The sequence below is a fragment of the Enterobacter sp. BIDMC93 genome (assembly GCF_001037805.1).
Taxonomy (GTDB): Bacteria; Pseudomonadota; Gammaproteobacteria; order Enterobacterales; family Enterobacteriaceae; genus Enterobacter; species Enterobacter hormaechei_C.
The window spans coordinates 2,213,772-2,237,691 of record NZ_KQ089962.1; the positions used below are offsets into that span (position 1 = coordinate 2,213,772).

General features: G+C 52.2%; 17 protein-coding genes and 2 tRNA genes. 6 read left to right on the forward strand and 13 right to left on the reverse strand.

What is annotated here, in order from left to right:
- Window positions 1–414 precede the first annotated feature (414 nt).
- The 3 genes from SK58_RS10405 (at window position 415) to ldtA (ending at window position 4,582) form a co-directional block, all read left to right on the forward strand.
- Window positions 415–846: a universal stress protein gene (locus SK58_RS10405; protein ID WP_003859525.1), complete on the forward strand. Its 432-nt coding sequence runs from the start codon at window positions 415–417 to the stop codon at window positions 844–846.
- Between the two features lie 47 nt (window positions 847–893).
- The gene (locus SK58_RS10410; protein ID WP_048219822.1) at window positions 894–3,587 is read left to right on the forward strand and encodes a cation-transporting P-type ATPase; all 2,694 of its coding nucleotides are present in this window, start codon (window positions 894–896) and stop codon (window positions 3,585–3,587) included.
- A gap of 62 nt (window positions 3,588–3,649) precedes the next feature.
- Window positions 3,650–4,582, forward strand: coding sequence for a L,D-transpeptidase (ldtA, locus tag SK58_RS10415; protein WP_048219824.1), 933 nt, complete (start codon window positions 3,650–3,652; stop codon window positions 4,580–4,582).
- 135 nt (window positions 4,583–4,717) lie between these two features.
- Here ldtA and SK58_RS10420 read toward each other — a convergent pair.
- Window positions 4,718–4,793: transfer RNA gene (locus SK58_RS10420), tRNA-Asn, on the reverse strand.
- Between the two features lie 320 nt (window positions 4,794–5,113).
- On the opposite strand from SK58_RS10420, the gene nac reads away from it, so the two are divergent.
- Complete coding sequence (nac, locus tag SK58_RS10425; RefSeq protein WP_003859531.1) at window positions 5,114–6,031, forward strand: nitrogen assimilation transcriptional regulator NAC; 918 nt, start codon at window positions 5,114–5,116, stop codon at window positions 6,029–6,031.
- Window positions 6,032–6,127: 96 nt separating this feature from the next.
- Entirely contained in the window at window positions 6,128–7,078 is a 951-nt protein-coding gene (gene cbl, locus SK58_RS10430; RefSeq protein WP_045142649.1) for an HTH-type transcriptional regulator Cbl, read from the forward strand.
- A 154-nt stretch (window positions 7,079–7,232) separates the two neighbouring features.
- On the opposite strand, the gene SK58_RS10435 is transcribed toward cbl, so the two are convergent.
- From SK58_RS10435 to SK58_RS10445, 3 genes are all read right to left on the reverse strand, one after another.
- Window positions 7,233–8,114, reverse strand: a complete 882-nt coding sequence (locus SK58_RS10435; protein WP_048219826.1) for a nucleoside-specific channel-forming protein Tsx — start codon at window positions 8,112–8,114, stop codon at window positions 7,233–7,235.
- A gap of 84 nt (window positions 8,115–8,198) precedes the next feature.
- Window positions 8,199–9,761: a bifunctional metallophosphatase/5'-nucleotidase gene (locus tag SK58_RS10440; protein WP_048219828.1), complete on the reverse strand. Its 1,563-nt coding sequence runs from the start codon at window positions 9,759–9,761 to the stop codon at window positions 8,199–8,201.
- Window positions 9,762–9,889: 128 nt separating this feature from the next.
- The gene (locus tag SK58_RS10445) at window positions 9,890–11,443 is read right to left on the reverse strand and encodes a bifunctional metallophosphatase/5'-nucleotidase (protein ID WP_032648835.1); all 1,554 of its coding nucleotides are present in this window, start codon (window positions 11,441–11,443) and stop codon (window positions 9,890–9,892) included.
- A 132-nt stretch (window positions 11,444–11,575) separates the two neighbouring features.
- Between SK58_RS10445 and SK58_RS10450 the strand changes: the two genes are divergently transcribed.
- Window positions 11,576–12,751: a cytoplasmic protein gene (locus SK58_RS10450; RefSeq protein ID WP_096159905.1), complete on the forward strand. Its 1,176-nt coding sequence runs from the start codon at window positions 11,576–11,578 to the stop codon at window positions 12,749–12,751.
- Window positions 12,752–12,856: 105 nt separating this feature from the next.
- Here SK58_RS10450 and SK58_RS10455 read toward each other — a convergent pair whose 3' ends face one another.
- From SK58_RS10455 to SK58_RS10490, 9 genes are all read right to left on the reverse strand, one after another.
- Window positions 12,857–14,383: an aryl-sulfate sulfotransferase gene (locus SK58_RS10455; RefSeq protein ID WP_017693119.1), complete on the reverse strand. Its 1,527-nt coding sequence runs from the start codon at window positions 14,381–14,383 to the stop codon at window positions 12,857–12,859.
- A 247-nt stretch (window positions 14,384–14,630) separates the two neighbouring features.
- On the reverse strand, window positions 14,631–15,020 hold the full coding sequence (locus SK58_RS10460; RefSeq protein WP_048219830.1) for a M15 family metallopeptidase: 390 nt from the start codon (window positions 15,018–15,020) through the stop codon (window positions 14,631–14,633).
- A complete protein-coding gene (locus SK58_RS22290; protein ID WP_017693121.1) occupies window positions 15,007–15,333 on the reverse strand; it encodes a phage holin family protein in 327 nt (108 codons plus the stop codon). The genes SK58_RS10460 and SK58_RS22290 overlap by 14 nt, the downstream gene beginning before the upstream one ends.
- Window positions 15,334–15,662: 329 nt before the next feature.
- A tRNA-Asn gene (locus SK58_RS10465) sits at window positions 15,663–15,738 on the reverse strand.
- Between the two features lie 163 nt (window positions 15,739–15,901).
- Entirely contained in the window at window positions 15,902–18,091 is a 2,190-nt protein-coding gene (locus tag SK58_RS10470; RefSeq protein WP_032654151.1) for a TonB-dependent siderophore receptor, read from the reverse strand.
- Window positions 18,092–18,117: 26 nt separating this feature from the next.
- On the reverse strand, window positions 18,118–19,443 hold the full coding sequence (locus SK58_RS10475; protein WP_048219832.1) for a lysine N(6)-hydroxylase/L-ornithine N(5)-oxygenase family protein: 1,326 nt from the start codon (window positions 19,441–19,443) through the stop codon (window positions 18,118–18,120).
- A complete protein-coding gene (iucC, locus tag SK58_RS10480; RefSeq protein WP_048219835.1) occupies window positions 19,440–21,182 on the reverse strand; it encodes an IucA/IucC family protein in 1,743 nt (580 codons plus the stop codon). The genes SK58_RS10475 and iucC overlap by 4 nt, the downstream gene beginning before the upstream one ends.
- Complete coding sequence (locus SK58_RS10485; RefSeq protein ID WP_047728033.1) at window positions 21,179–22,126, reverse strand: GNAT family N-acetyltransferase; 948 nt, start codon at window positions 22,124–22,126, stop codon at window positions 21,179–21,181. The genes iucC and SK58_RS10485 overlap by 4 nt, the downstream gene beginning before the upstream one ends.
- Window positions 22,126–23,868: an IucA/IucC family protein gene (locus tag SK58_RS10490; protein ID WP_047728034.1), complete on the reverse strand. Its 1,743-nt coding sequence runs from the start codon at window positions 23,866–23,868 to the stop codon at window positions 22,126–22,128. Before SK58_RS10490 ends, SK58_RS10485 begins: the two co-directional genes overlap by 1 nt.
- Between the last annotated feature and the right edge of the window lie 52 nt (window positions 23,869–23,920).

Sequence of the window (23,920 nt, forward strand, 5' to 3'; positions counted from 1 at the left end):
TTCTGCCAGGGCCGAGACGACCACATAGGTAAATAGACCGATTGCTGTGCTGGCGATAATGGCGAGCGCAATAAACAAACCAAGGCGAATCAGGCTTAAACCGTACATGCATTCCTCCATGAGGTTGAAGGTGGCGCGGGATAAAGAGAATAAACGTGTTGCATGCCTGACTATGAGCATAGTCGGTGAATAAATAAATGTTAAATAACCATTATTAGTGGCGTGACATACTCAGGCGAAACAAGCGTTACGATGGTGTATCCCCTTTGAATAACATCCTGATATTCCTGTGCTACGTTTAATAGCATCCATTCCTTTTTTTCCGTAAAAGGCATTCACGCCTGTACCCATGGGTTTGATGCGATCTCTCCTGATTCACTCACTGTTGTGTTGGTTATAAAAAGGATGCTTGATATGTATAAAACGATTCTGGTGCCGGTGGATGTATACGAAACAGCATTGTCTGATAAAGCGCTACAGCATGCCCAATTCCTGGCGCAAAGCGCATCGGGTAATGTCCATCTGCTGTACGTTATGCCAAAGTTCTCGGCGGAACTGACCCGCGGTTTTATTGCAGACGCGAGAAAGATGGATGAATATATGATTAATAATGCTAAAGAAAAACTGGCTGCGCTGGTAAAAAAAATCAACCTGCCCGAAGCAAATGTCCATCTACATGTTCGCAGCGGGAATATACGTGATGAGGTAATCAAACTGGCGGATGAGCTTAACGTCGGTGCGATTATTGTGGGATCACGTAATCCAAATATTCAAACTCATTTATTAGGATCAGAGGCGGCGAGTATCGTTCGTTACGCGCATGTTCCTGTTTTCGTTATTCGTTAATGTCATGAAAGCAAGGTGATTTCTGAAAAGAACCTGAGGAAGGAACGATGATAACAGAAAAGCCTCACCGTCCGTATTATCAACAGACCGTTGATGAAACCCTGACAAATATCCAATCCAGCCTCGACGGACTTAGCAGTACAGAAGCCACCGCCAGGCTGGAAAAATACGGTGAAAATGCCTTACCGCAAAAACCGGGTAAACCTGGCTGGCTGCGCTTTCTGGCCCATTTCAACGATGTCCTTATTTACGTCCTTCTGGCGGCGGCGCTGCTGAAGCTGATAATGGGACACTGGGTGGATATGTTTGTCATTCTTGGGGTAGCCATTATTAACGCCCTGATTGGCCATATTCAGGAGAGCAATGCGGAGAAATCGCTGCAAAGTATTCGCAATATGCTCTCCAGCGAGGCTGTGGTCATCCGGCAGGGCAACCATGAAACTATCCCGACGACAGCGCTGGTGCCCGGAGATATCGTCGTGATACGCGCCGGGGATCGCATTCCTGCCGATCTTCGCGTGACAGAGGCGCACAATCTGCGGGTGGAAGAAGCTATTCTCACCGGCGAATCCACGGTAGTGGAGAAAAGCAGCGATGCGCTCCACGGGGAGTTGCCGTTAGGCGACCGTTACAACCTGCTTTATTCTGGCACCACCGTCAGCTCCGGCGCGGGAAAAGGGCTGGTGGTGGCGACCGGTGGGGAGACCGAACTCGGCCATATCAACCAGATGATGTCAGACATTGAAAAACACCGTACCCCGTTGATGGTGCAAATGGACAAGCTCGGCAAGACCATTTTTATCACCATTCTGGTAATGATGCTGGCGCTGTTCGTTTTCAGTCTTATCTTCCGTGATATGCCCGTATCAGAGCTGGTGCTGTCGTTGATTAGCCTTGCGGTAGCGGCGGTGCCGGAAGGATTACCGGCCATTATCTCGATCATCCTCTCGCTGGGCGTGCAGGCGATGGCGCGTCGCAAGGCGATTATTCGCAAGCTGCCTACCGTGGAAACGCTGGGGGCGATGACGGTTATCTGCTCGGATAAAACCGGCACCCTGACCATGAATGAGATGACGGTAAAAGCGGTGATTACCGCGGACACCACCTACCGCGTGGAGGGAGACAGCTACGAGCCGGTGGGTACTATTCACCCCGTTGACGATCCGACACCGGTCACCGTGACCCCGGGATCTGTGCTTGAGCGCTATCTGCGCACAGTCGATCTCTGTAATGACAGCCAGCTGATCAAAGATGAGCAGGGGCTGTGGAAAATCACCGGCGGTCCAACCGAAGGCGCGCTGAAGGTGCTGGCGGCCAAAATCCCGCTTCCGGCAATTGACGCCGAGTTGCGCAGTAAAATCCCATTTGATTCGCAATATAAATACATGTCCACCCTCTATCGCCTGGGCGACGAAGAGGTGATGTTAATCACCGGTGCGCCGGACGTCCTTTTCCGTCTTTGCCAGCACCAGCAGACCCAAAACGGGCTGGAGCCGTTCAACCTGCACTATTGGGAAGAGAAGATTGAAGAGTATGCGCGCGAGGGATTGCGCATGGTGGCTGCGGCCTGGAAACCGGCTGCCAGCGGGCAGCGCGAGCTGACGCATGCGGATCTGCAAGAAGGGGTCATACTGCTCGGCATTGCGGGCATGATGGATCCCCCGCGCCCGGAAGCCATTTCGGCCATTGCCGACTGCTTGCAGGCGGGCATTCGCGTGAAAATGATTACCGGGGATCATCCACAAACGGCGATGAGCATTGGACAGATGCTGGGTATTGGCAACGCGGTGAGCGCCATTACCGGGCGCGAACTGGAGGCGATGGACGACCACCAGCTGAGCGAGGCGGCGCAAAAATACGATATCTTTGCCCGCACCAGCCCGGAAGATAAATTCCGCCTGGTGCAGGCGCTGCAAAGTAAGCAGGAAGTGGTCGGAATGACCGGGGACGGGGTGAACGATGCGCCGGCGCTGAAGCGGGCGGATGTCGGCATCGCGATGGGGATCAAAGGTACTGAAGTCACCAAAGAAGCCGCCGATATGGTGTTAACGGATGATAACTTTGCCACCATTGCCCGGGCGGTCCATGAAGGGCGTCGGGTCTACGACAACCTGAAAAAGACCATTTTGTTCGTTATCCCGAGCAACATCGCCCAGGCCTTACTGATCATTATTGCCCTGCTGGCGGGGAACCTGATCCCACTAACGCCGGTACTGATCCTGTGGATGAACATGGCAACCTCGGCAACGCTGTCGTTTGGCCTGGCGTTTGAAGCGGGTGAGAAGGACATCATGAACCGGCCGCCGCGTAAGTCTAACCTGCATGTGATGGACGGTTATGCCATCTGGCGAGTGGTGTTTGTCGGCCTGATGATTGCCATCAGCGCCTTTGTGCTGGAGGCCTGGCTGCAACCACGCGGCTACTCACCGGAGTTCATCCGCACCGTGTTGCTGCAAACGCTGGTCACCGCCCAGTGGTTTTACATGCTCAACTGCCGCGTCACCGACGGCTTCTCCCTGAGTAAAGGTCTGCTGGCTAACAAGGGGATATGGATCGTGAGCGGCGTACTTCTGGCCCTTCAGCTTCTGATCATCTATGCGCCGTTCATGCAAATGCTGTTCGGTACCGAAGCGCTACCGTTCCGCTACTGGATCATTACCTTCCTGATTGGGTTTGCGATGTTCATGATTGTTGAAGCAGAAAAAGTCCTTACCCGGAGATGGCGCACGACGAAAAGATGACTGAATGGGTAGGCTAAGCCTGCCCACCGGCAGGCTTTCTCTTTGACTGAGTACAGAACACTATGATTCGATTTGCCTCGTTCGTTTTTACGCTTGGTATTCTGGTTCCCGCTGCATCTGCTGTAACCTACCCCCTCCCTCCCGAGGGCAGCCGTCTGGTGGGGGCGCCGATCACCATCACCGTGCCTGAGGGCAATACCCTGCCGCTCGAAGCGTTTGCAGCGCAGCACGGACAGGGGTTGAGCAATATGCTGGAAGCCAATCCTGGCGTGGATCCGTTTTTACCGCTAGCCGGAACACAGCTGGTGGTGCCGCAGCAGCTTATTCTGCCGCCAACCGTGCGCGAGGGGATTGTGGTGAACGTCGCGGAAATGCGACTTTACTATTATCCACCCGGCAGCAACACGGTTGAGGTGCTGCCTATTGGCATCGGTCAGGCCGGGCGCGAAACGCCGCGTAACTGGGTAACCGCCGTTGAGCGCAAACAGGAAGGCCCAACCTGGTCACCCACGCCAAATACGCGACGCGCTTACGCGAAAGAGGGGAAAACGTTGCCCGCGTTCGTTCCCGCCGGGCCGGATAACCCGATGGGGCTGTATGCCCTCTATATCGGCAGGCTGTACGCGATCCACGGTACCAACTCAAATTTCGGCATTGGTCTGCGCGTCAGCCAGGGCTGCATTCGCCTGCGTAATAACGATATCAAATACCTGTTCGATAACGTTTCGGTGGGGACGAGGGTACAGCTTATCGATCAGCCCTTAAAGGTGACCACCGAGCCGGACGGTAGCCGTTGGGTAGAGGTTCACGAGCCGCTGTCACGCAATCGCGCGGAATTTGAATCGACAAATAAGGTGCCGCTGCCCATTTCAGCCGCACAAAGGACGCAGCTAATAAGTGAAGGGGCGGGGGCTGAGCTGGAACGGCGGTCGGGGATGCCGGTGAAGCTTGCTATGCCCGGTGGCGCTGCGCTTACCGGGCCTACAGGACCGTAGGTCGGGTAAGGCGAAGCCGCCACCCGACAATTTTACCGAACGCAGAATGTAGGTCGGGTAAGCGCAGCGCCACCCGACAAACTGACCGAACGCAGAAAAGCAAAAAGCCTGCTTTAAAAGCAGGCTTTTCAAATTTGGCTCCTCTGACTGGACTCGAACCAGTGACATACGGATTAACAGTCCGCCGTTCTACCGACTGAACTACAGAGGAATCGTGTGAACGGGGCGCATATTATCGACCTGCGTACGCCTTGTCAAAGGATGGATCGCCGACTTTGAACTGTTTGCTGACAAAACCAGCAAAGTGACGTTTTTGCCAACGGAATGCACCATTATTGTGCAGATATACCCCGAATGGGGCAGATCGGAAACCGTTGTCCCCGTCTCAAAACAGGCACCAGTGATTGGCTTTCCTTATTTTCAGCCGCTTAGCAGCGACATACACCCGCTGCAAAAAACTGGCATCCATATTGCAAAACCTGTTTAACAACACAGCCGTTACCGGCACGCTATTTTCGAACAGGGGGCAACATGAACTTAAGACGACTGAAATACTTCGTAAAAATCGTCGATATCGGCAGCCTGACCCAGGCGGCTGAAGTGCTGCATATCGCGCAGCCTGCGCTGAGCCAGCAGGTCGCGACTCTGGAAGGCGAAATGGACCAGCAACTGTTGATCCGCACCAAGCGCGGCGTAACGCCTACCGAAGCGGGAAAAATTTTATATACCCATGCCCGCACGATCCTGCGTCAGTGTGAACAGGCGCAGCTGGCCGTGCACAATGTGGGTCAGACCCTGAGCGGCCATGTCTCCATTGGCCTGGCGCCGGGAACGGCCGCATCGTCTGTCACCATGCCGCTGCTTCAGGCGGTGCGCGCGGAGCTACCGGAAGTGCTGGTTTATCTGCATGAGAACAGTGGTTCCGTGCTCAATGACAAACTGCTCAACGGTCAGCTGGATATGGCGGTGCTGTACGATCGCTCCCCGGTTGCCGGGATCACCAGCCAGCCGCTGCTGAAGGAAGATCTTTACCTGGTCGGTACCCGTGATTGCCCCGGCCAGAGCATTGATTTAACCGCTGTGGCAGAGATGAATCTGTTCCTGCCGCGCGACTACAGTGCCGTGCGCGTGCGCGTTGACGAAGCGTTCTCGCTGCGCCGTCTGACGGCGAAGATCATCGGCGAGATTGATTCCATCTCCACGCTGACTGCCGCCATTGCCAGCGGCATGGGTGTAACGGTTCTGCCCGAGTCTGCCGCACGTTCACTGTGCAGCGCGGCGAACGGCTGGATGGCCCGCATCACCACGCCATCCATGAGCTTACCGCTGTCGTTGAATATGTCCGCGCGCGGCTCCCTGTCACCGCAGGCGCAGGCGGTGAAAGAGATCCTGATGTCTCTGGTCAGTAAGCCGTCGCTGGAAAATCGCGAGCTGCAACTCGTCAGCTGATATTCCAAATAAGCATAAGATGCTGGTTTTTATTATTTGTTCTCCCGCCCGCCTGACTCTAACAATAGCCTTATGTCAGATGCGCCGGAGTGAATTGTGAATTTCCAGCAACTTAAAATTATTCGTGAGGCGGCCAGGCGGGATTACAACCTGACCGAAGTCGCCAATATGCTTTACACCTCTCAGTCGGGCGTCAGCCGACATATCCGCGAGCTGGAGGAGGAGTTAGGCATTGAGATTTTTATCCGTCGCGGCAAGCGCCTGCTGGGTATGACCGAGCCAGGCAAAGCATTGCTGACCATCGCTGAGCGCATTCTCAACGAGGCCAGCAACGTTCGTCGGCTGGCGGATCTCTTTACCAACGACGCTTCCGGTGTGCTGACTATCGCCACCACCCATACACAGGCGCGTTACAGCCTTCCGACGGTTATCAAAGCATTTCGTGAGATCTTCCCGGACGTACGTCTCGAACTGATCCAGGGCACGCCGCAGGAAATTGAAGTGCTGCTGCATAACGGTGGGGCCGATATCGGTATCGCCAGTGAACGGCTGAGCAATGACCCGCTGCTGGTGGCGTTCCCGTGGTTCCGCTGGCACCACAGCCTGCTATTACCCGCCGAACACCCGCTGAACCAGGTTTCACCGTTGACGCTGGAAGAGATCGTCAAATGGCCGCTTATCACCTACCGGCAGGGCATTACCGGGCGTTCGCGCATAGATGAAGCGTTCAAGCGTAAAGGGCTCACGCCGGACGTGGTGCTGAGCGCGCAGGATTCCGACGTGATCAAAACCTACGTCGAGTTAGGGCTGGGGATTGGCCTGGTGGCCGAGCAGTCTGGCGGAGAATATGAGGACGGTAATCTGGTGCGTCTGGATACGCGTCATCTGTTCGATGCGAACACCGTCTGGCTGGGGCTGAAGCGCGGGCAGCTTCAGCGTAACTATGTGTGGCGTTTTATCGAGCTGTGCAATGCGGGGCTCTCCGTGGATGAGATCAAACGCCAGGTGATGGAGCCGGAAGAGGTGGCGATCGATTATCAGATTTAGTTTTTGCCCGGCGGCGCATTGTCTGCCGGGAACGGTAAGAGTGGCTCTAAGTCTTCCTGGGTGATGCGTGTACCGAGTTAAATAAAATAATGCCATCCATAAATGAATGGCATTATTATTTTATTCCTTAATGGCTAATTCCTTTTAGACATATTTAAAAAGTGTATCCGGCAGTTAAATAGTAGGCCCACCCCGTAGAGTCTATACGGGTAATCTGCCCTTTGCTATTATATGCTTTACTGCCTTCTTCAAATTGCCCACCATGATAGAAATAACGAAGGGTGGCGCCATAGCTCCAGTGAGAGTAAACTAAGCTGAGGATATGGGTAGAAACTATTGAGTCATTAGTACGGGAGTAAAAGGGTTGCTCGCCACCTGATTCGTCTTTTAAGTCTGAGCCAAAATCAAAATTGGTGAAACCGATGTAATTTAGCTTCCCGCCAAACAGTGTAGTTAAAGGAATAGCATATTTTAATTTAAAGCGATATCCATCCCATTCGTTTTCGTTGGCGGCGTTATAATTATTCCCCTGGTATTTAGCGTAGATGTTTGCAGATAAAGTTATCGGTAATCCCGTATCAATATCCGTCCCAATTCCCATATACCAGGTACTTTGACGCTGTCCTTCGTTAGTACCCGCATCATAAATATAGTTGTGAGCAAAATACCATTCTTTAAATGGACCAACGCTCAAATCAAGTCCCGTTAATTTGTCGATGCTAAAACGTGGCTCTATTTCTGTAAAGAATGGCGAGCCATTGTCCCAAATACCAATGTCGTTGTCATTTCCCAAACCAAGAAATTTAGGTAAATCCGCATAGCCGTAAAAATCAAACCAATCCACATGTGCCCACGCACGGTATTCTGGATAGAGATCGGACCTTTTTTGTGGCCCAAAGCGAGTAGAGTTGCTGCCGACTATATTAATGCTTTGATGCCACCAGTCTGATAGATATTCATTATTACCAGAGTCCGCAAACGCAATCAAGGGGAGCATTATCAATGCGCCTGGTAAAAGATATTTCATTTTTTTCATGCGTGTATTTCCTTTAATGGGAGTATGTTGAAAAGCGAGTGGTATTTAAAATACATGTCAGTATTTAATCACTTCTTGTTTAATTCATTTTGCTGCGCTTACATCAGTCACCCTCATTTCATGATCGGGTTTAACTGGGCTATGCGCCTTCACATAATCAATAATTGAATCGGCAGAGGTAGTGCTGTTAATAGTTTTAATATTTTTCCCTTTTAAAAATGCTTCAAATCCATCGCCACCTGTCGCACAAAATGAGTGTGTAGCAACCCGATATATCCTGGTCGGATCTATGGGTTGATTATTGACAGTGAATTTAATGAGACGTTTGCCCAGCGGTTTTGTACTGTCATAGACAACATGAACGCTTTTTGATACTTGCAAAATACCATTGGTGAGATTAGTCGCATGGATCATTAAATCGGTGAGATCTTTTCCGGTAAGATCCATTTCAACCAGGTCATTATTAAACGGGAAGGTGGTAATAACATCGCCGTAGGTTAAATTTCCCTGTGGGAAATCAGCACGTATCCCTCCGCTGTTTTGTAATCCAACGACGGCATCCGGCACTTTTGCCATCATGGCATCAATTATCAAATTACCGACGGGTGATGATTCCCCATATGAACGCGTAAAGTGCGCCGTTGTCGAACCAATAACCTGGCCAGTGATTTTTTTCAGACTGGCATTCCACTCATCAATTTTAAGCTGTACTTTTGGATCAGGTTTATATTCATCAGAAAATACAGTGATTAATTCACCTTTGTAACGCTCAATTTTCTTCGTCTGAGGGTTAAAATCCAATACTAATTTACCAATGTCAGTACCATAGGCATCCGTTGAAACAATGAGAGTGTCATTAACTTTAATCGGTTCTGGCGTCCCTACATGGGCATGGCCTGTGATTAATACATCAATACCCTTAAATTTCTTCGCGGTATCGATATCAGCTTGTAGCATTCTGGCTACGTCTTTGTTTCCATAGCTTGACTGGCGCGCTGGCGTACCTTCATGAATAAGCAGCACGATGATATCCACTTTACCTTTTAAGGCATCAAGCCCTTTTTGAATATAAGGCTCTTCATCACGCGCCTCTGAACCAGCGTAAGCCTTAGTTGCAATCGTGTCATAAAATGCAAATTTCTGATGTACCCCGATTACGCCAATTTTGATGCCATCTTTTTCGACAACCGTCCAGGGGGTATTCCAGACGGGCTTTTCACTGTTGGTATAAAAAACATTACCTAACAAAATGGGGAAGTGTGCTCTTGATAACTGCTTAACCATGTTATCAACGCCATAGTCAAATTCGTGGTTTCCCACTGACACAGCATCAAAGGGCATGGTGTTCATGATATCAATAATGGCTTCGCCTTTGGTCAGGGTACTTATATAGGGCCCGGTAAAGTAATCACCTGCATCAAAGAAAAAAACATCTTTACTTATTTTCTTAGCATCATTGACGATGGTCGCTATATTCGCAAAACCTCCTACCAGACGTTCTTTGTCAACGGTGGGTAGTTTCCCAGGAGAGACATGAGCATGTAGATCGTTGGTATAGTAAATTGTTACATCTTTTGCATGAACTGAGGCGGTTAACGTTGCGAAACAACATAACGTAATCAGGCTCAGCTTTATATTTTTCTTCATAATCAATTCCCTTGAAAAAAATAATAGCTTGAAAAGGGTCCATGTAGAGGTATGAACCCTTAAACGTTTATTTTATTTCAATGCATTCATCACCAATGCGGCGCCAAAAGCCTGTATGGTAAGAACCTTTACTTTTTCACATCAGCAACGCGCATGCCGTTGAGCTGCTCATCCGTAATAGTGTTGCCCGCTTTGAAGTAATCGATCACGGCATTAGAAACGTAGTAACCGCCTGTTGTATTACGCGCTTTACCCTCGGTAAAGGTGGTAAAACCATCGCCGCCGTCAGCAAGGAAGCTCTGAGTGGCAATGTGGTAGACTGTCGCATCCTCAATCGGCTTGCCATTAAGGGTAAATACGACGACCCGCTGACCGATTGGTTTACTGCTGTCATACTTCACCTCCAGGCCTTTTGAAACCTGCAAGACGCCATTACTTAAACTTGCGGCATGTTCCATCAACGTGCGTAATTGTTTACCCGTAAGATCCATCGTGGCCAGCTCGTTAGGGAAGGGGAACGTACTGATGACGTCACCCATCGTAATCGCGCCCGACGGGATCTCATTGCGAATGCCGCCCGAGTTGGTCAAGGCTAGCTGAGTATTTTTACCCGCAGCCACCAGTAGAGCGTCCGCAGCCAGATTACCCAGCGGGGCTGATTCACCATACGCGCGCGTCAACTCAACCGGCGACTGCGCCACCGTTTGTTGAACTACTTTATCCAGTTTCTTATTCCAGCCGTCTATAACCTGTTTCGTTTGCGGATCGGGCTTCCACTCATCGGCGTAAATGGTTTTAAGCTCAAAATTTTTCATCGTAAACTGATGCGGCTTCGTGTAGTCCAGTACCAGTTTCCCCACATCAATGCCGCCGCTGTCGGTCGAGAGGATCAGCGTATTGCCAACTTTAATCGGTTCCGGCGTACCGACATGCGCATGTCCCGTAATCAGAATATCCAGACCTTTCACCTGGCTTGCAGTTTGAATATCTTTATCCAGTGCACGTCGTACGTCGGTCCCTCCCATACTGGACTGACGCGCCGGTGTACCTTCATGGACCAGCAATACGGTCAGGTCGACTTTGCCTTTCAGTTCATCCAGATAGCGCTGTAACCACTTAATTTCATCCCGCGCTTCAATGCCTACGCGCGTTGCCGCGGAGACGGTATCATTGAAGGCAAACACGCCGTGCAAACCAATGACGCCAATTTTCACGCCATCTTTTTCGACGATGGTATAAGGTTTATCCCAGAATAATTTGCTGCTGTTCTCATAGAATATGTTGCCCTGTACGACAGGGAATTTCGCCTGGCTTAGCTGTAATAATGTATTATCCCAGCCATGATCAAATTCATGATTACCTATCGTTACAACATCAAACGACATGGTATTCATAATATCAATAATTGCTTTTCCCTTCGTTAAGCTACTAATATAAGGGCCAGTGAAATAGTCACCTGCATCAAAAAACCATGTCGCTTTACTTTTGGATTTTTCCTCTTTTACCAGAGTAGTGATATTCGCCCAGCCACCAATATCCCGTTTGCCGTCAGCAATCCATGGTACTTTATAAGGTTCTACATGAGCATGGAGATCATTGGTATAAAGGATGGTGACATCCTTAGCGCAGGCCCAAAATGGTAATGTCGTCAGAATACCCGCAGCGATTAACTTTATCTTCATAAGTCGTTCCTTTCAGTCATATAAAGATTCGCTACTTTACGTTCTGAAAGGGTTTTTTATGCGAACCTGCTCACACACTTATGCAAGAGTTATGCGGCAAAATCACCGACCCATTCAAATCGTTGGTGATTAATATTGATTCTGTTTACGATTAATACCTGTAAATCGTTTGGTTGCCGTAATTTAGGGCTGCCAGTATCAGCATCCGAAGATTACAGTTGGCCAGACTACAGGCTAGGATATCCAGCATTGCACTGCCGGGCATGTGGGAGTTATCCCCCTCTGTTTAATGAACAACAATTTAATGAATGGCTTTTTTCTTGCTTAAGCGCCTATGCCTTAGAAAACGGTTATTTTTGCCCTGAATGTTATTGCGCGAAAACTATTTGTTATGGTTATAACCCACGGGGGACACAGCGCGTTCAGTGCCGCGCCTGCAAAAAAGTCTGGACACCCAAACAGCAAAAGCAAAGAAAAATAGTGTATCCAGAACGTATTGAAACTGTGTCACTGGTTGTACCGTTCCAGGGGAGAATTGCAGAACAGAAATTGTATGTCCTGATCAGTTTTGATGCCATCCGCGGTAATATTATTCATCTCTCTACTAATTTTACTGAGCATCAAAGTGGGGAAACATTACGTTATCACTGGAAGGGAAATATCGAGCCTGATTTGCATCACGCTGATATTGTAAAACGCGTTGATATGCGAGAGACACAGTTTCTGCGTCGGAGCCAGTTCGATGAAATACAGTATGGAAGCGCGGCTCTGAAATGTAACGCCAGAGGTTCGATTGTGCGCCCGGTGATAGCGGCTCACGGGCATTTTCGAATACTGAATCTCCTCTTTCCTGAGGTAAAGATGCATGTTATTTCACACGAATGCTTTCTTCGGGGAGCAGTCATTACCGCCTGGGCAAATTTGTTTCGCCTGGGGCAAGGTGAAATGTGGTTTATAGAAGAAGAAATCAACGATAATGATAGTGATATACCCTGGAATTTTCAGAGAACGTCACAGCATGGCTGGTGGCAAAGTCAGTGGCAGCTTTGGGAGCAGGGAAGAAACCGTAAGATGGTTTGCCCATTAACAGGGGGGGATAGCAGTAACGCTAAAAGGCTCTCTTTAACGGCCAGCAGGTGCTTTATCAACTGGCTATATAAACAAACGCATTTTAGTCGCAGCGCGCAACTATCCGCAGGGCGGGTGACGCAAATACTACTTTCCCTGGCGCAAGACTATAACGATAAATTTACATTAGCGCCTTCAGGTATGAATAATGGCTCAATCTTTTCGGCGATGAAGTCATGACCTGTGCGCTTCGTATATAGCATCAAGGGGTCATGGCTCGACATGACCCCCTATTAACATATGCAGTGATCAATTGCATCTGTTCCAGATTGTTACATCATTTGATTAATTTGCATAAATAGATGCCGCAGTGATGACGTCAGTAAGCTCCGTTTCATTAAATAATCTTGCACGGTAGGCCTCCCCTGGGTATTGAGGAGCGCCATCAGATAAAGAAATCACATCATAGATAGAGGCAACCATATTACCGTCTACGTCACTGATAAAGAATGAGCGCGCATGGCAGGTAAAAATAGTGAAATAATCACCATGATCAAACACGCCTCCCATAAAGTCGGTCCATTGGAGGATAGGCGTCGTTGGGAGTTCAACAGGCGCATGAATCTCAACAGCGGTGCCTGCTGCTAAGTCGACCGCATAGAACAGAATGCGGGCTGGATCTGTTTGATAGGGGTCCGACGTCGCTGCGTCATTTATCGGACGAATAACGGGGTTGCCATTTTCATCTACGCAAGATCGGTTATCGAACACTGATAAGACAAATTTTCCTGCGGTAGGATCGATACTGGCAGAAAAAGCACTATTATTCGTAATGCACACCGTATGGGCACCATTTTCAAAATGAGTAATACCCGAATTATCAATATGAATAGTCGCTTGTTTTGCCGGGAACTGAGGGTTGAAATTACCTGTGTCGATTGCCCACAAGATACTGCCATCAACGATAGAGATACCAAAAGTTGTACTCGTTGTGCGAGAATGGACAATAATGGCTTCTTCGTTATTTGGGCTGCTTGCAATCCATGTAAGAGAGTTAAAATGGACATCATTAGGCGTATTGTTATTCAGAATTTGAGAACCACTATATTCGCTGGTATAGTTTTTCGCCCAAATCATTTTCCCTGTCTGATCGTTAAATTTCAGAACCAGCGCATCTTGCGCCATCGTGTTGGTTAGTCGGTTAGGGCTATCGGTGCCAAACATATAAATGTCGCCCGCGGAGTCCCAGACTACATCATGAGTATTTGCATAGTGATTGCCATCAGCATCACGCATGTCGAATTCAAGGACGACATTGCCCATGATATCAATTTTGAAAAAGCTACGGCCGTACCACGCCATATCTTCGTCGCTGCCGGTATAGAGGTAGCCATTGTGGATCCGCAGCGGTTGGAGATGATAAACCGATAAGAAGTTAAAACGCAGGTCACCATTTTGGTCATAACCTCGGCCAGTGGATTCCATTAACCAACTGTTTCCCCATACAGAGGTAAATAGTGCAGGATCGGTTTGCTCAATATCGAGGTGGAAGATGACAGATGTATCATATTCCTGATCTTCTGTACTGATGATAAATGGCTGATTGAAAACTTCAGTACCCGTGTCATCCTTAAATACGACCTGCACACTGTTTGCATATTGCGCATAAAGACCAATAACAGGGATTTTAATGGTTTGAGTAACACCATAAATGAGATCCGATGTATAGGTAAAATCTACGCTGGTTGGACTGGTCGTCCTTTTTGTAACAGTGTAAGAATAACTTACCGGGGTATCTGAGGTAAAATAAAGGTATGCAGCGAGCTGGTTGTCGGCTGGTGCAAGTTCAGTTTTAATATAAGTAATTGTCATGATGGTATTCCTTTTATTTCATTCAATAAGATATATGGTTTTTTTGTCAGCGCAATTAAGCATCGCCTGTATAAATAACGAGTAAATAAACGCCTGACGGATAATTTTGTGCTGTGATAATTAAAAGCGATTTTGTATTCTCATTCTCCTATTATAAAATTTATGTAAAAAGAACATGGTTAATCATCCGGAAAATAACGATGCGCTGTATTCTCTGCGGAAATATACATGTCAAAAGTGTTAGGTTCTATTCAGGATACATCTTTCGTGATAGCTGAAAATGAACGCCATCCTTTATTTCCGTCCAGTTGCCACCCCACTCAATATCAACTGATAACTCCTTAGCGGCCTGAAAAACAGCCGTTGCAATTATCTGATAATGTTTAAAATCCCATGAAACGGTACCGTTGATGACCGCGAATACATCGACGGCGTGCCCCGTTAAATGCCTGCTTTTAGACGTTAAGGATTTCCCTGATGCTAATAGCTCAAGCTGTCGTTTTTGGTTTCTTACCCCTTCAGAAATACCGAAGTCAACAGGCGATAATTTCAATGCTTTTCTCATCACCTCCGAAAGATCTTTATGTACTCCTTTAAGGTTCTTTTCAGTCTTTCTACTAAATTCATGATTTATCATTACTATCTCCAGAGATTTTCTTCCAGTAATAATTAAGAGCAACAACACCCATTGCACCTGATATACCGCTGACTGCAAGTGAAGTATGAAATACTGAACCAAGGCTTTGTGACATCAACCCAGCAAGTACACCGGTAAATCCTGATACAATAATTTGTGCTAACGCAGAAAATAAACTTCTTCCCGACTGGCCAGACTTAACGTCAAGGAGATATCTGACAAGTCCTCCCCACGCGCCAAATAATATTATGTAAAGCCAGCTAAAAAATGCATTTGATGATGGGTCTTTCCATGGCAAAGCAATTACCTCCATAGGGTATATAAGTAAAAAACTTTAGCTCTTGATGAGATTATTTTTCCTGGTCTAACGATTTGCTTTTGCTATGCGGTAAATAATAAACGTTGAGCAATCCCGTTTTGTGATGAATATCACACGGAATGTAATTAATAGTTTTTGCCGATCGATATTTGATGAATGATAGTTATGTGTTATTAATATTAATGATTCTATTTATTAGTGGAATATATAACAGGGACAGGTGAGGAGGTGGGGGTAAACACTAAAACGGCAACGGGCGCCGTCCTGCATTTCTCATGCGCTGAAAAGCAAAAAGCCTGCTTTAAAAGCAGGCTTTTCAAATTTGGCTCCTCTGACTGGACTCGAACCAGTGACATACGGATTAACAGTCCGCCGTTCTACCGACTGAACTACAGAGGAATCGTGTGAACGAGGCGCATATTATCGACCTGCGTGCGCCTTGTCAAAGGGGAAAACATCGTTTTTGTTCGTTTGCCGAGAATTTCAGCAAACCGATGATTTAATAGCAAATTTGCTTTCAAATTGCACAGCAAAATGCGCCGCCCGCAGGCGGCGCGCAGGATCAGAACAGAACGGAGTAGTTCAGGCCAAACGTACGTCCACGGCCTTTATAAGTATAAAGACCCGGTGAGCCATAGGTTGGGCTATACAGCCCCGGTGCGCGCTGGCCCCAGGCGGTGGTGTAGTCTTTGTCCAGCAGGTTTTCCACGCTGAAGCTGACTTTGCCCACCGGCAGGGCGTAGCTGCCCAGGAAATCAACGGTATTATAGCCATCAATCTTCTTACCGTCGGCGTCAGACACGTCGAAGGTTTGTGTGCTCTGCACGCGCAGGGCCCAGTCGCCCGGCGCCCAGTTAACCCATGCGCTGGCTTTAGACGGGCTGGCGCTGTCGACCGTCAGCTTCTCCCATTTCCCGTTTTCACGCGTTTCGGACTTGATGGCGTTAAAGTTCGCCCCGGTGCTCCAGTCGCTGTCGGTGAAGAAATAGTCCACCTGGCCTTCAACCCCGTAGATACGACGTTTGTCGTCCTCCAGGTTGATGGTCATGTCGCTCTTGTTGATGGTGATGGTTTTATCCGAGAGCGAGTAGTACGCCGCCACCTGGGTACGCAGGTTATCGCCGGTGAAGCGCCAGCCCAGCTCGTAGGCATTGACCTTAATACCGTCCAGCGTTGAGTCGTTCACGTTGACGCTGTTTTGCAGGCGATAGTGACCATCGACCAGCTGATAGGTGCCGGAGCCGTAGTACTTCGCCAGGTCCGGGATCTCGAAGCCCTGGGAGAAGTTAAACCACAGCTGCTGCTGTTCGGTAAGACGTCCAAGGATCCCGGCGTTAAACAGGAAGTTGTTGTAGTCGGTTTTCCCGCCCGGCACCGCGTCAGCGGAGGTCGCTTTGCCCGTGGCGATTGCCTGCTGCTGGGCGTAGCCGACAAAATCGTCCACCTTGTTTTCGGTGTACTGGTAACGCACGCCGCCGCTCAGGGTGATGGCGTCAATGTCATAGCTGGCTTGCAGGAACGGCGCGAGGTTGGTAATGCTGTAACCCGGATAACGGCCCACGTTGTAGGCATTGTCCAGCTCCATGCCGCCGCTCGCCGCCGCTTTGCTCAAGTCAAAGAACTGCTGGTTGGCATCGAATGTTTCGTGGTCGGCATCCACACCCCAGGTGAGGGTCAGGTCGTCCATCGGCTTGCTGTTTAGCGTCAGCTTGCCGCCGTAAAAATCGGTTTTCTGCTGGGACGCGCCAATGCTGGTCACCGCGCCTTTGCTCAGCGTCGGGAACGGGTAGTAGGTCAGGCTCTCGTCACGGTAGTAAATCTGCGCAACCAGATCCTGACCCCAGAAATCGGTGTTCGAGTATTGCAGGTTGATCAGGTGACGCTCTGTGCCCGGGATACGGTCAGAGTTCAGGTTATCTTTATTATAGGCTTTGGCATCGCCCGTGACCGCAGCGAAATTCTCCCCAAGGAACAGGCCGTGCTTGCCGTCGGATTCGCTCTTGTAGTACTGCGTGGTTAACTGGAGCTGCTGATGATCGTCGATGTTGATGGTGCCTGTCCCCATCACGTCGATACGGTCGGAATACTGCAAGCCGGTCTGGGTGTTATCGATAATCACCTCGTCGCCGTTGCCGTCATACCAGCCGCCGTAGCGCTGATAGGAGACCGACAGACGGCCAGAGGCGTTGTCATTGCCGCCGCTCACGGCTGCGGAGACGTTCTCATCATGGTCGTTATGGCTGTTAAACCCGCTTTTTGCCCCGGTCTGGAATTCCACTTCGGTCTCCGGCTGGCCTTTTTTGGTGACGATGTTCACCAGACCGCCGGTACTGCCGCCGCCGTACAGCGAGGTGGCGCCGGAGATCACTTCGATGCGGTCAATGTTGAACGGATCGATAGAGTCGAGCTGGCGGCTGTCGCTGCGGGAAGAGTTCAGACGTACGCCGTCCACCATCACCATCATGGAGCGACCGCGCAGGTTCATGCCGTAGTTGGTACGTCCCTGGCTGCTGACGTCCATGCCGGGGATCAGCTGGGCCAGCACGTCTTTAATCTCTTTCCCGCCCTGAACCTGCTGCTCAATTTCCGCCCGCTCAATAACCCAAGTGGTTTGCGCCATCTCTGCCACGCTGCGATGTGCCCGGCTGGCGGAGACCACAATATCTTCTTCCTTTTGTTCTTCCGCCCACGCAGAGGTAGAAAGCATGGCAAGCAAGCACGGATTTAAAACCCAAAGATGAGAACGTTTCATTGTTATGTTGATCCTGAATGTGTGTGTCAGTACTCGGTGGTCTTCATTAATGTTTTAAAAACCTGGCTGCTCTCCGGGCTGGTGGTGCTCCGCCAGTGGATCACGCCGGGGGTGGTTGCCAGCTCAAACGGCTCGTCATCGTGAGCGCGATTCAAAATTCGCGCCGCGCGCCAGGCCATCAGGCTGAGCTGGGGTTCGGCAATACCGAGACGGTGCATCCCGGCATTGACGGCAAACAGGCGGTTGCTCTGCGGGCCGTCCCATTCAAGGGTGAAATCGTTGTTGATGCAGAAGGCTTCATTCTCACCCAGACGCAGTCGGGAAGAGAGCGGGGCGAGAAACGCGGGCTGCACGGCGCGGTAGCCGGTGGCGAAAATCACCACGTCGCTCTCCAGCTGTTCGCGCCCGCCGTCCAGGTGATGCTGGATGCTGAGGCGATGTCCGGTTTCCTGGCGCGTCAGCGCCGTCACCGAGCGGGACGGCATCAGATGCGCCCAGGGTTTTTCGCGCAGCACTTCGAAGCGGTGATACATGGCGCGATAGATGGCCAGCAGCGACTCCGTGGTGATCCCGTCGGAGGTCATCTTCTGCTCCTGCAACATCTGACGTCGGGCGTCGTCACCAAAGGTCGAGAAGCTGTCCACGTACTCCGGCGTGAAATACTCGTTAGCAAACGCGGCTTCATCCAGCGCGTTGTAGTTGTTGCGGCGCGACACCCAGTTGAGGCTCAGCGGCTGCCCCCATTCCCCACGGAAGATATTTAAAAACAGATCCGCACCGCTCTGGCCGCCGCCGACGACGGTGACGCGCTTGCCCGCTAAATCCGGCGTGCGCAGCATCATTTCGCTGGCGTGGAAGCAGGTGTCGTCCTGCGCGGTGACGCAGTCTGGGAGATTGATCTGCTTCCCAATCCCCACGCAGACGTGGCGCGCCAGGAAGCGATCCCGCTGGGTCACGACCTCAAACAGGCCGTTTTGCTCATCAAAGCTGACCTGCTGTACCTGCTGGCTGAAGGCCAGGTTAGTGAGGTTATCCGCCGCCCAGCACAGGTAGTCGGCAAACTCCTCGCGCGACACGGTGCGCTGCTCGGTGGTGAGGAAACGGTAGAACTTTTTGCGCTGTACCAGATAGTTCAGAAAGCTGTGGCGGTTGGTAGGCTCCACGGCGCTGACCAGATCCTTCAGGAAGCTGGTCTGCATATGGCAGTCCGGCACCATCATCCCCGGGTGCCAGGAGAAGTGCGGCTTGCGTTCAAGAAACAGCGAGCTAAAACCGTCCAGCCCCTCTGCCAGCGCGGCAATACTGAGGTTGAACGGACCGATACCAATGCCGATGAAATCATAGGTTTTCATTGCGCTGACTCCTGGGAGACCAGAAAAAGAGGGTTATCAAGATCGCAGACGTAGTTCGGCAGCATGCGGCTGCCGCCGTCGTGTTCAGAGAAGGTCAGTTTGACCGGGTTGAGGATCACGCGAATAATCTGCGGCTTAAACAGGTCGAATTTGGCGAAGCGCGCCGCAAGATCCGGATGGGCGGCCATATAGCGACGTAACACCAGCGCCAGGATCTGATAGAAGCGGGTTTCGCTCACGCCGCATTGCAGGGTGAGGCGGGATATAAAGCGCAGTACCGTGACAAAGTTGCCGGTTTGCAGGTCGTGGATGATGTAATCCGCGCTGAGGCGCGCCGTCACCGCTTTTACCTGCTCCGGCAGGCTCTGCATCTGCGGGAAATCTTCATCCACCAGGCGCATGTCGCCCTGGAAATCCTTCAGCAAAATGCGCTGCGGAACGTAATCTTTCATCACCAGCGTGACGTTCTGGCCGTGGGCGATGAGCGCCACCCCGTAGCGGCAGAGCAGGTGGTAGAAGGGGATCACCGTCGCCTCAAACAGCTTTTCCAGCCATGCGTCAGCGGTTAACCCCGAGCGTTTTATCCACGCGTCAATCAGCGGGCGCCCCTGGTTATCGGTTTCCATCAGCGCCGCCATCAGCACCGCCTGTTCGCCATCCTGTAAATAGCAGGATGGGTTCTCGCGCCAGATCACCCCCAGCATCTCCTGATAGCGGTACGGCGCCTCAGGCAATGCGGCATAACCCGGATGCGACAGATATCCGGCTGCGGGTTCGCCAAGCACCTGCGCCCCGGAGTGAATCAGCGTGGCATCGCTGGCGAACTGCTGCTGTAGCCAGCGCGAGGCCAGCGGACCGGCGGCGATATACTTGCCCGGAATACCGCGATAGCAGGAGGTGTTGTAGATAGTCAGCGGCAGCTTGATGTCATACGGCGCGCGACGGCTGGCGTTGGTCAGCGTGCGCAGGGACTGCTGCGCCAGATACTCATCGCCGAACTCACCCAGCTCTACCATCTCACCGCGCGCGAGCTGCGCCAGGAAATGAATGGCAATTTTTTGCTGCCACTGCCACGGGTGCAGCGGCACCGGCAGCCAGCTGTCGTCCAGATCCAGCTCCTGCCAGCGGGCGTCGAACCGCTCGCGCTCGGCATCGTCCATGGCGCTGGAGAGCAGGGCGTTAATATCGCAATCGGCGTCGCTGCTCCAGACCAGACGCTCGCGCTGCACGGCGACCCAGTGCAGGCGGAAACGCCCGCGATATTCCGGCGCGTACAGGCGCAGGGCATCCAGCCCCCAGCCGCGGCGTCCCTTGTTGAAAATAAACTTCGGGTGACCGCGCATCAGGCACTGTAGTTCGTCCGGGTCGAGGTGGATCAGCGCATCGGCATCCAGCGTTTCACGCGCCTGCAACAGCTGCATGTCACCCCGCAGCGTGGCGTAGAGATCTTCCATGTGCTCCGCCGTTTGCGCGTCGCTCATCTCCAGCACGGTGGCCAGTTGCAGCAGCGCGTTTTCCGCTTCGACCGCCGCGCCGCTGGTGGTGGTCAGGGTATCAGGGTCAATATGCAGCCAGCCCCATATCCCACGCGTGGCGCGAAACTGCCAGCACGCGTTGCCTATACTGATGCGCCAGTTGTCCGCCGAAACCGGCTCGGCGCGCAGGGTGCGTTCATATTCCAGTTCGGCGAGGATCTTCGCCACCATCTCGCGGTTCACTTTCTGCCAGAGTGCGTTCACAGTTCCACCTCGTGGAAGAAGTGATGACGCTCGCTCATGATCAGACGGGAGCGTTTGTGCGGGAAGTCGAACTCTTTCACCGTGTCGAAACCGGCGGACGCCAGATGGCGGAACAGACGCTGGTTGTCGAAGCGCGGCTCGGCGACAATGCGCGTGGTGCGCGGTTCATCGAGATACAGATAGTGGCTCAGGCCGCGCAGCCAGCTGCGGATGTATTGCGCGCCGCGCCAGTTTTCTTCACCCACCAGCATGTGCAGCCCGCGGTCAAACGGCTGCCAGCGGTAGTGGCGGCCAATGCGATCTTCTGCCGCCCAGTAGAGTTCAAAATAGCCGAACGGCTGATCGTCAAAGCAGCCGATCACCGGGTAACAATAGGTCGAGTCGAGCTGGCGACGCAGGTAGTTCTCCTGCTCGGCCTGCGGTCCCGCCATCTCCCAGAAAGCGTTCACGCGCGGGTTATTCATCCAGCGGGTAAAGCGCTCGCCGTCCTGGGCCACATCGGCCACGCGGAAGCTCAGGGTGCGTTTAATTTGCGGATCGTAACGGCGATACACCTCACCCTGCGGGCGGCGAGGGCGCAGCGGGAAGTACAGCTGACGGCTTTCGTCAAACTGCATTCCGCCGCTCGCCTGCGGACGTTCGCCTTTCAGCCACAGCGGCAGCTGCCAGAAGTTTTCACGCGCCAGATAATCCCCGTGAACGAGGCTAAACAGTGCCTGCGCCTGAGGTTCATCCTGCCAGGCTGCCCACGGCAGGGTAATGCCGGTCAGGGCGGGCGCGGCAACAAACAGCTGGTCGAGGGCGTCCACCAGCCAGCCGTCCGGGAGCCCGGTCAGCCGCTCCAGCACCGCGCTGCCGTCGAGACCCAGCGTCAGCGGCAGGTTTTGTTCCGTGACCGTGCAGCGAAAGCCGTAGCCGGAATGGACGATATTCGCGTTTGCCATCACGCCTTCTCCTTATAAAACGGGTTGCTAAAGTCGAAATAGATCACCGCCGGATCGACGATGGTGTTTTCGTTGCGATCGTGCAGGTAGCAGAAGAAGTTGCCTTTGCAGTTCCAGGTCGGGCTGTCGAGCACGTAATCGAGGCAGCGGGTCTGCTTCGCCGTGGTGCGCAGTTCGGCCAGCGCGTCACGCACGCGGGACATCAGGTTCTCTTCGCTGTCGAAACCGGCGGCGGCGAGCGCGGCGGTGACGGCAAGGGTAGAGTTCAGCAGCAGGTAATAAGGGAAGTAGCGCAGCAGCTGGCTCTCACCGAAGCGGTTTTCCACCTCGGTTTCACCTGCCTCTTTCAGCCACGCGTCGGCCCCTTCGGTCCAGGCGCTGCCCTGGCAGTCGCGGTAGATCAGCCCAACGGGGAAATCCTGCTGCATCTCAACGAGGATATTTTGCTGGTGCGCCAGCAGGACCAGACCGTAGTCCGCCTCGGCGCTGAACAGCGGAAGCAATACCCGGTCGCAGTAAGCGTCCAGCCAGCAGCGCGCGGCCTGGGCGAGCGGGAGATCCAGACGCTGGCTCAGACGACGCACCGCCGCGGCGAGCAGGCTGTCGCCGCCGTCCGGCGCGGCCTGGGTCAGGCTCACCAGCACGTTGGTTTGCGTTTCAGGGGTATCGAACAGCAGGTTGACGCGCAGGGCCATCAGGCTCTCTTCCTGAATGACGCCGTGCTCATCGCGCAGCCCCGCCCAGCCATCCTCCTGCATCACGCGCATGGTCGGGTAGCGCGCCTGGAGTTCCTGCCAGCGTGCCGTTTTCGCCAGCCGTGCCAGGCGCATGCCGCGCTTAACCTCTTTCACCGACAGCGTGCGCACGGAGTTGGTCAGCCGCACGCTCAGGGAAAACTTAATCATGTCGCTGTTGGTTTCGCTGTACAGCGAGCGGGAAGAGCTGGTGGGCAGCCATTGCGCACCGGCTTCGCCCAGATCGCGCAGGGCGCCTTTTTCTACCAGACGCTGGCACCAGTCCTGCTCCAGCAGATAGTCGGCCTGCCACGGGTGCATCGGCAGCAGCCAGCAGGTGTCGGTGAAGTGACCGAGAAGGGCCGGCGCGCTCTGCGCTGCAAAGCGCAGCAGACGTTCCCGCAGGGAGACATTCAGGCTGTCGCCGGTAATCAGCTCATGCTCAACCGCAAACCAGCGCAGCGGGAAGCGGGAGGCGAAATCCGGCAGATAGCGACGCGCCTCGGCCTCGTTGAACGGCTCGTGCGACTTTGGGGCAGGATGAAAAGCATGGCCGACCAGCAGCGCCTGTTCCGCTTCGGCAAACGTCAGCGGCTTATCGCGCAGGTTTGCCCAGTTGTGGCGTAAATCAATGGCCTGCCAGGTGTGCGTATGGCTTTCCAGGACGCGCTGCTTAAAGCGAGCCAGCGTATCGGCATCCAGCTCGCCTTTTACCGTCTCTTTTTGAAGAATGAAATCAATCAGTTGATGAAATGTGACCGTGTCACCGCCGTCGCTGTCGGCCTGAATCAGCGTTGCCGGAAAACGATACTGGTGATGCTGCGTGGGGGAGAAATAGCGTACCGGAACCCGAATGGCCTGGGTTGGGGAGAGCGGGATATGAATCTGTGATAACTCATCCGCACGGGTTGCGGGAAGATAATGCCAGTCCTTCGTTTCGCGCAGCAGCGCGTTCAAAAAACACTGGGCCGCAACATCTGTACCGGCGGAGCGGGGCAGAGTACGCATAGTTGTACCTCATTCCATGACTGATAATAATTCTCGTTATGATATTCATTCT

Excerpts from the sequence above, each read along its gene's own strand:
- SK58_RS10405 (WP_003859525.1), top strand. The coding sequence starts at position 415 with ATGTATAAAACGATTCTGGTGCCGGTGGATGTATACGAAACAGCATTG.
- SK58_RS10410 (WP_048219822.1), top strand. The coding sequence starts at position 894 with ATGATAACAGAAAAGCCTCACCGTCCGTATTATCAACAGACCGTTGAT.
- ldtA (WP_048219824.1), top strand. The coding sequence starts at position 3,650 with ATGATTCGATTTGCCTCGTTCGTTTTTACGCTTGGTATTCTGGTTCCC.
- nac (WP_003859531.1), top strand. The coding sequence starts at position 5,114 with ATGAACTTAAGACGACTGAAATACTTCGTAAAAATCGTCGATATCGGC.
- SK58_RS10435 (WP_048219826.1), bottom strand. The coding sequence starts at position 8,114 with ATGAAAAAAATGAAATATCTTTTACCAGGCGCATTGATAATGCTCCCC.
- SK58_RS10440 (WP_048219828.1), bottom strand. The coding sequence starts at position 9,761 with ATGAAGAAAAATATAAAGCTGAGCCTGATTACGTTATGTTGTTTCGCA.
- SK58_RS10445 (WP_032648835.1), bottom strand. The coding sequence starts at position 11,443 with ATGAAGATAAAGTTAATCGCTGCGGGTATTCTGACGACATTACCATTT.
- SK58_RS10455 (WP_017693119.1), bottom strand. The coding sequence starts at position 14,383 with ATGACAATTACTTATATTAAAACTGAACTTGCACCAGCCGACAACCAG.
- SK58_RS10460 (WP_048219830.1), bottom strand. The coding sequence starts at position 15,020 with ATGATAAATCATGAATTTAGTAGAAAGACTGAAAAGAACCTTAAAGGA.
- SK58_RS22290 (WP_017693121.1), bottom strand. The coding sequence starts at position 15,333 with ATGGAGGTAATTGCTTTGCCATGGAAAGACCCATCATCAAATGCATTT.
- SK58_RS10470 (WP_032654151.1), bottom strand. The coding sequence starts at position 18,091 with ATGAAACGTTCTCATCTTTGGGTTTTAAATCCGTGCTTGCTTGCCATG.
- SK58_RS10475 (WP_048219832.1), bottom strand. The coding sequence starts at position 19,443 with ATGAAAACCTATGATTTCATCGGCATTGGTATCGGTCCGTTCAACCTC.
- SK58_RS10485 (WP_047728033.1), bottom strand. The coding sequence starts at position 22,126 with ATGGCAAACGCGAATATCGTCCATTCCGGCTACGGCTTTCGCTGCACG.
- SK58_RS10490 (WP_047728034.1), bottom strand. The coding sequence starts at position 23,868 with ATGCGTACTCTGCCCCGCTCCGCCGGTACAGATGTTGCGGCCCAGTGT.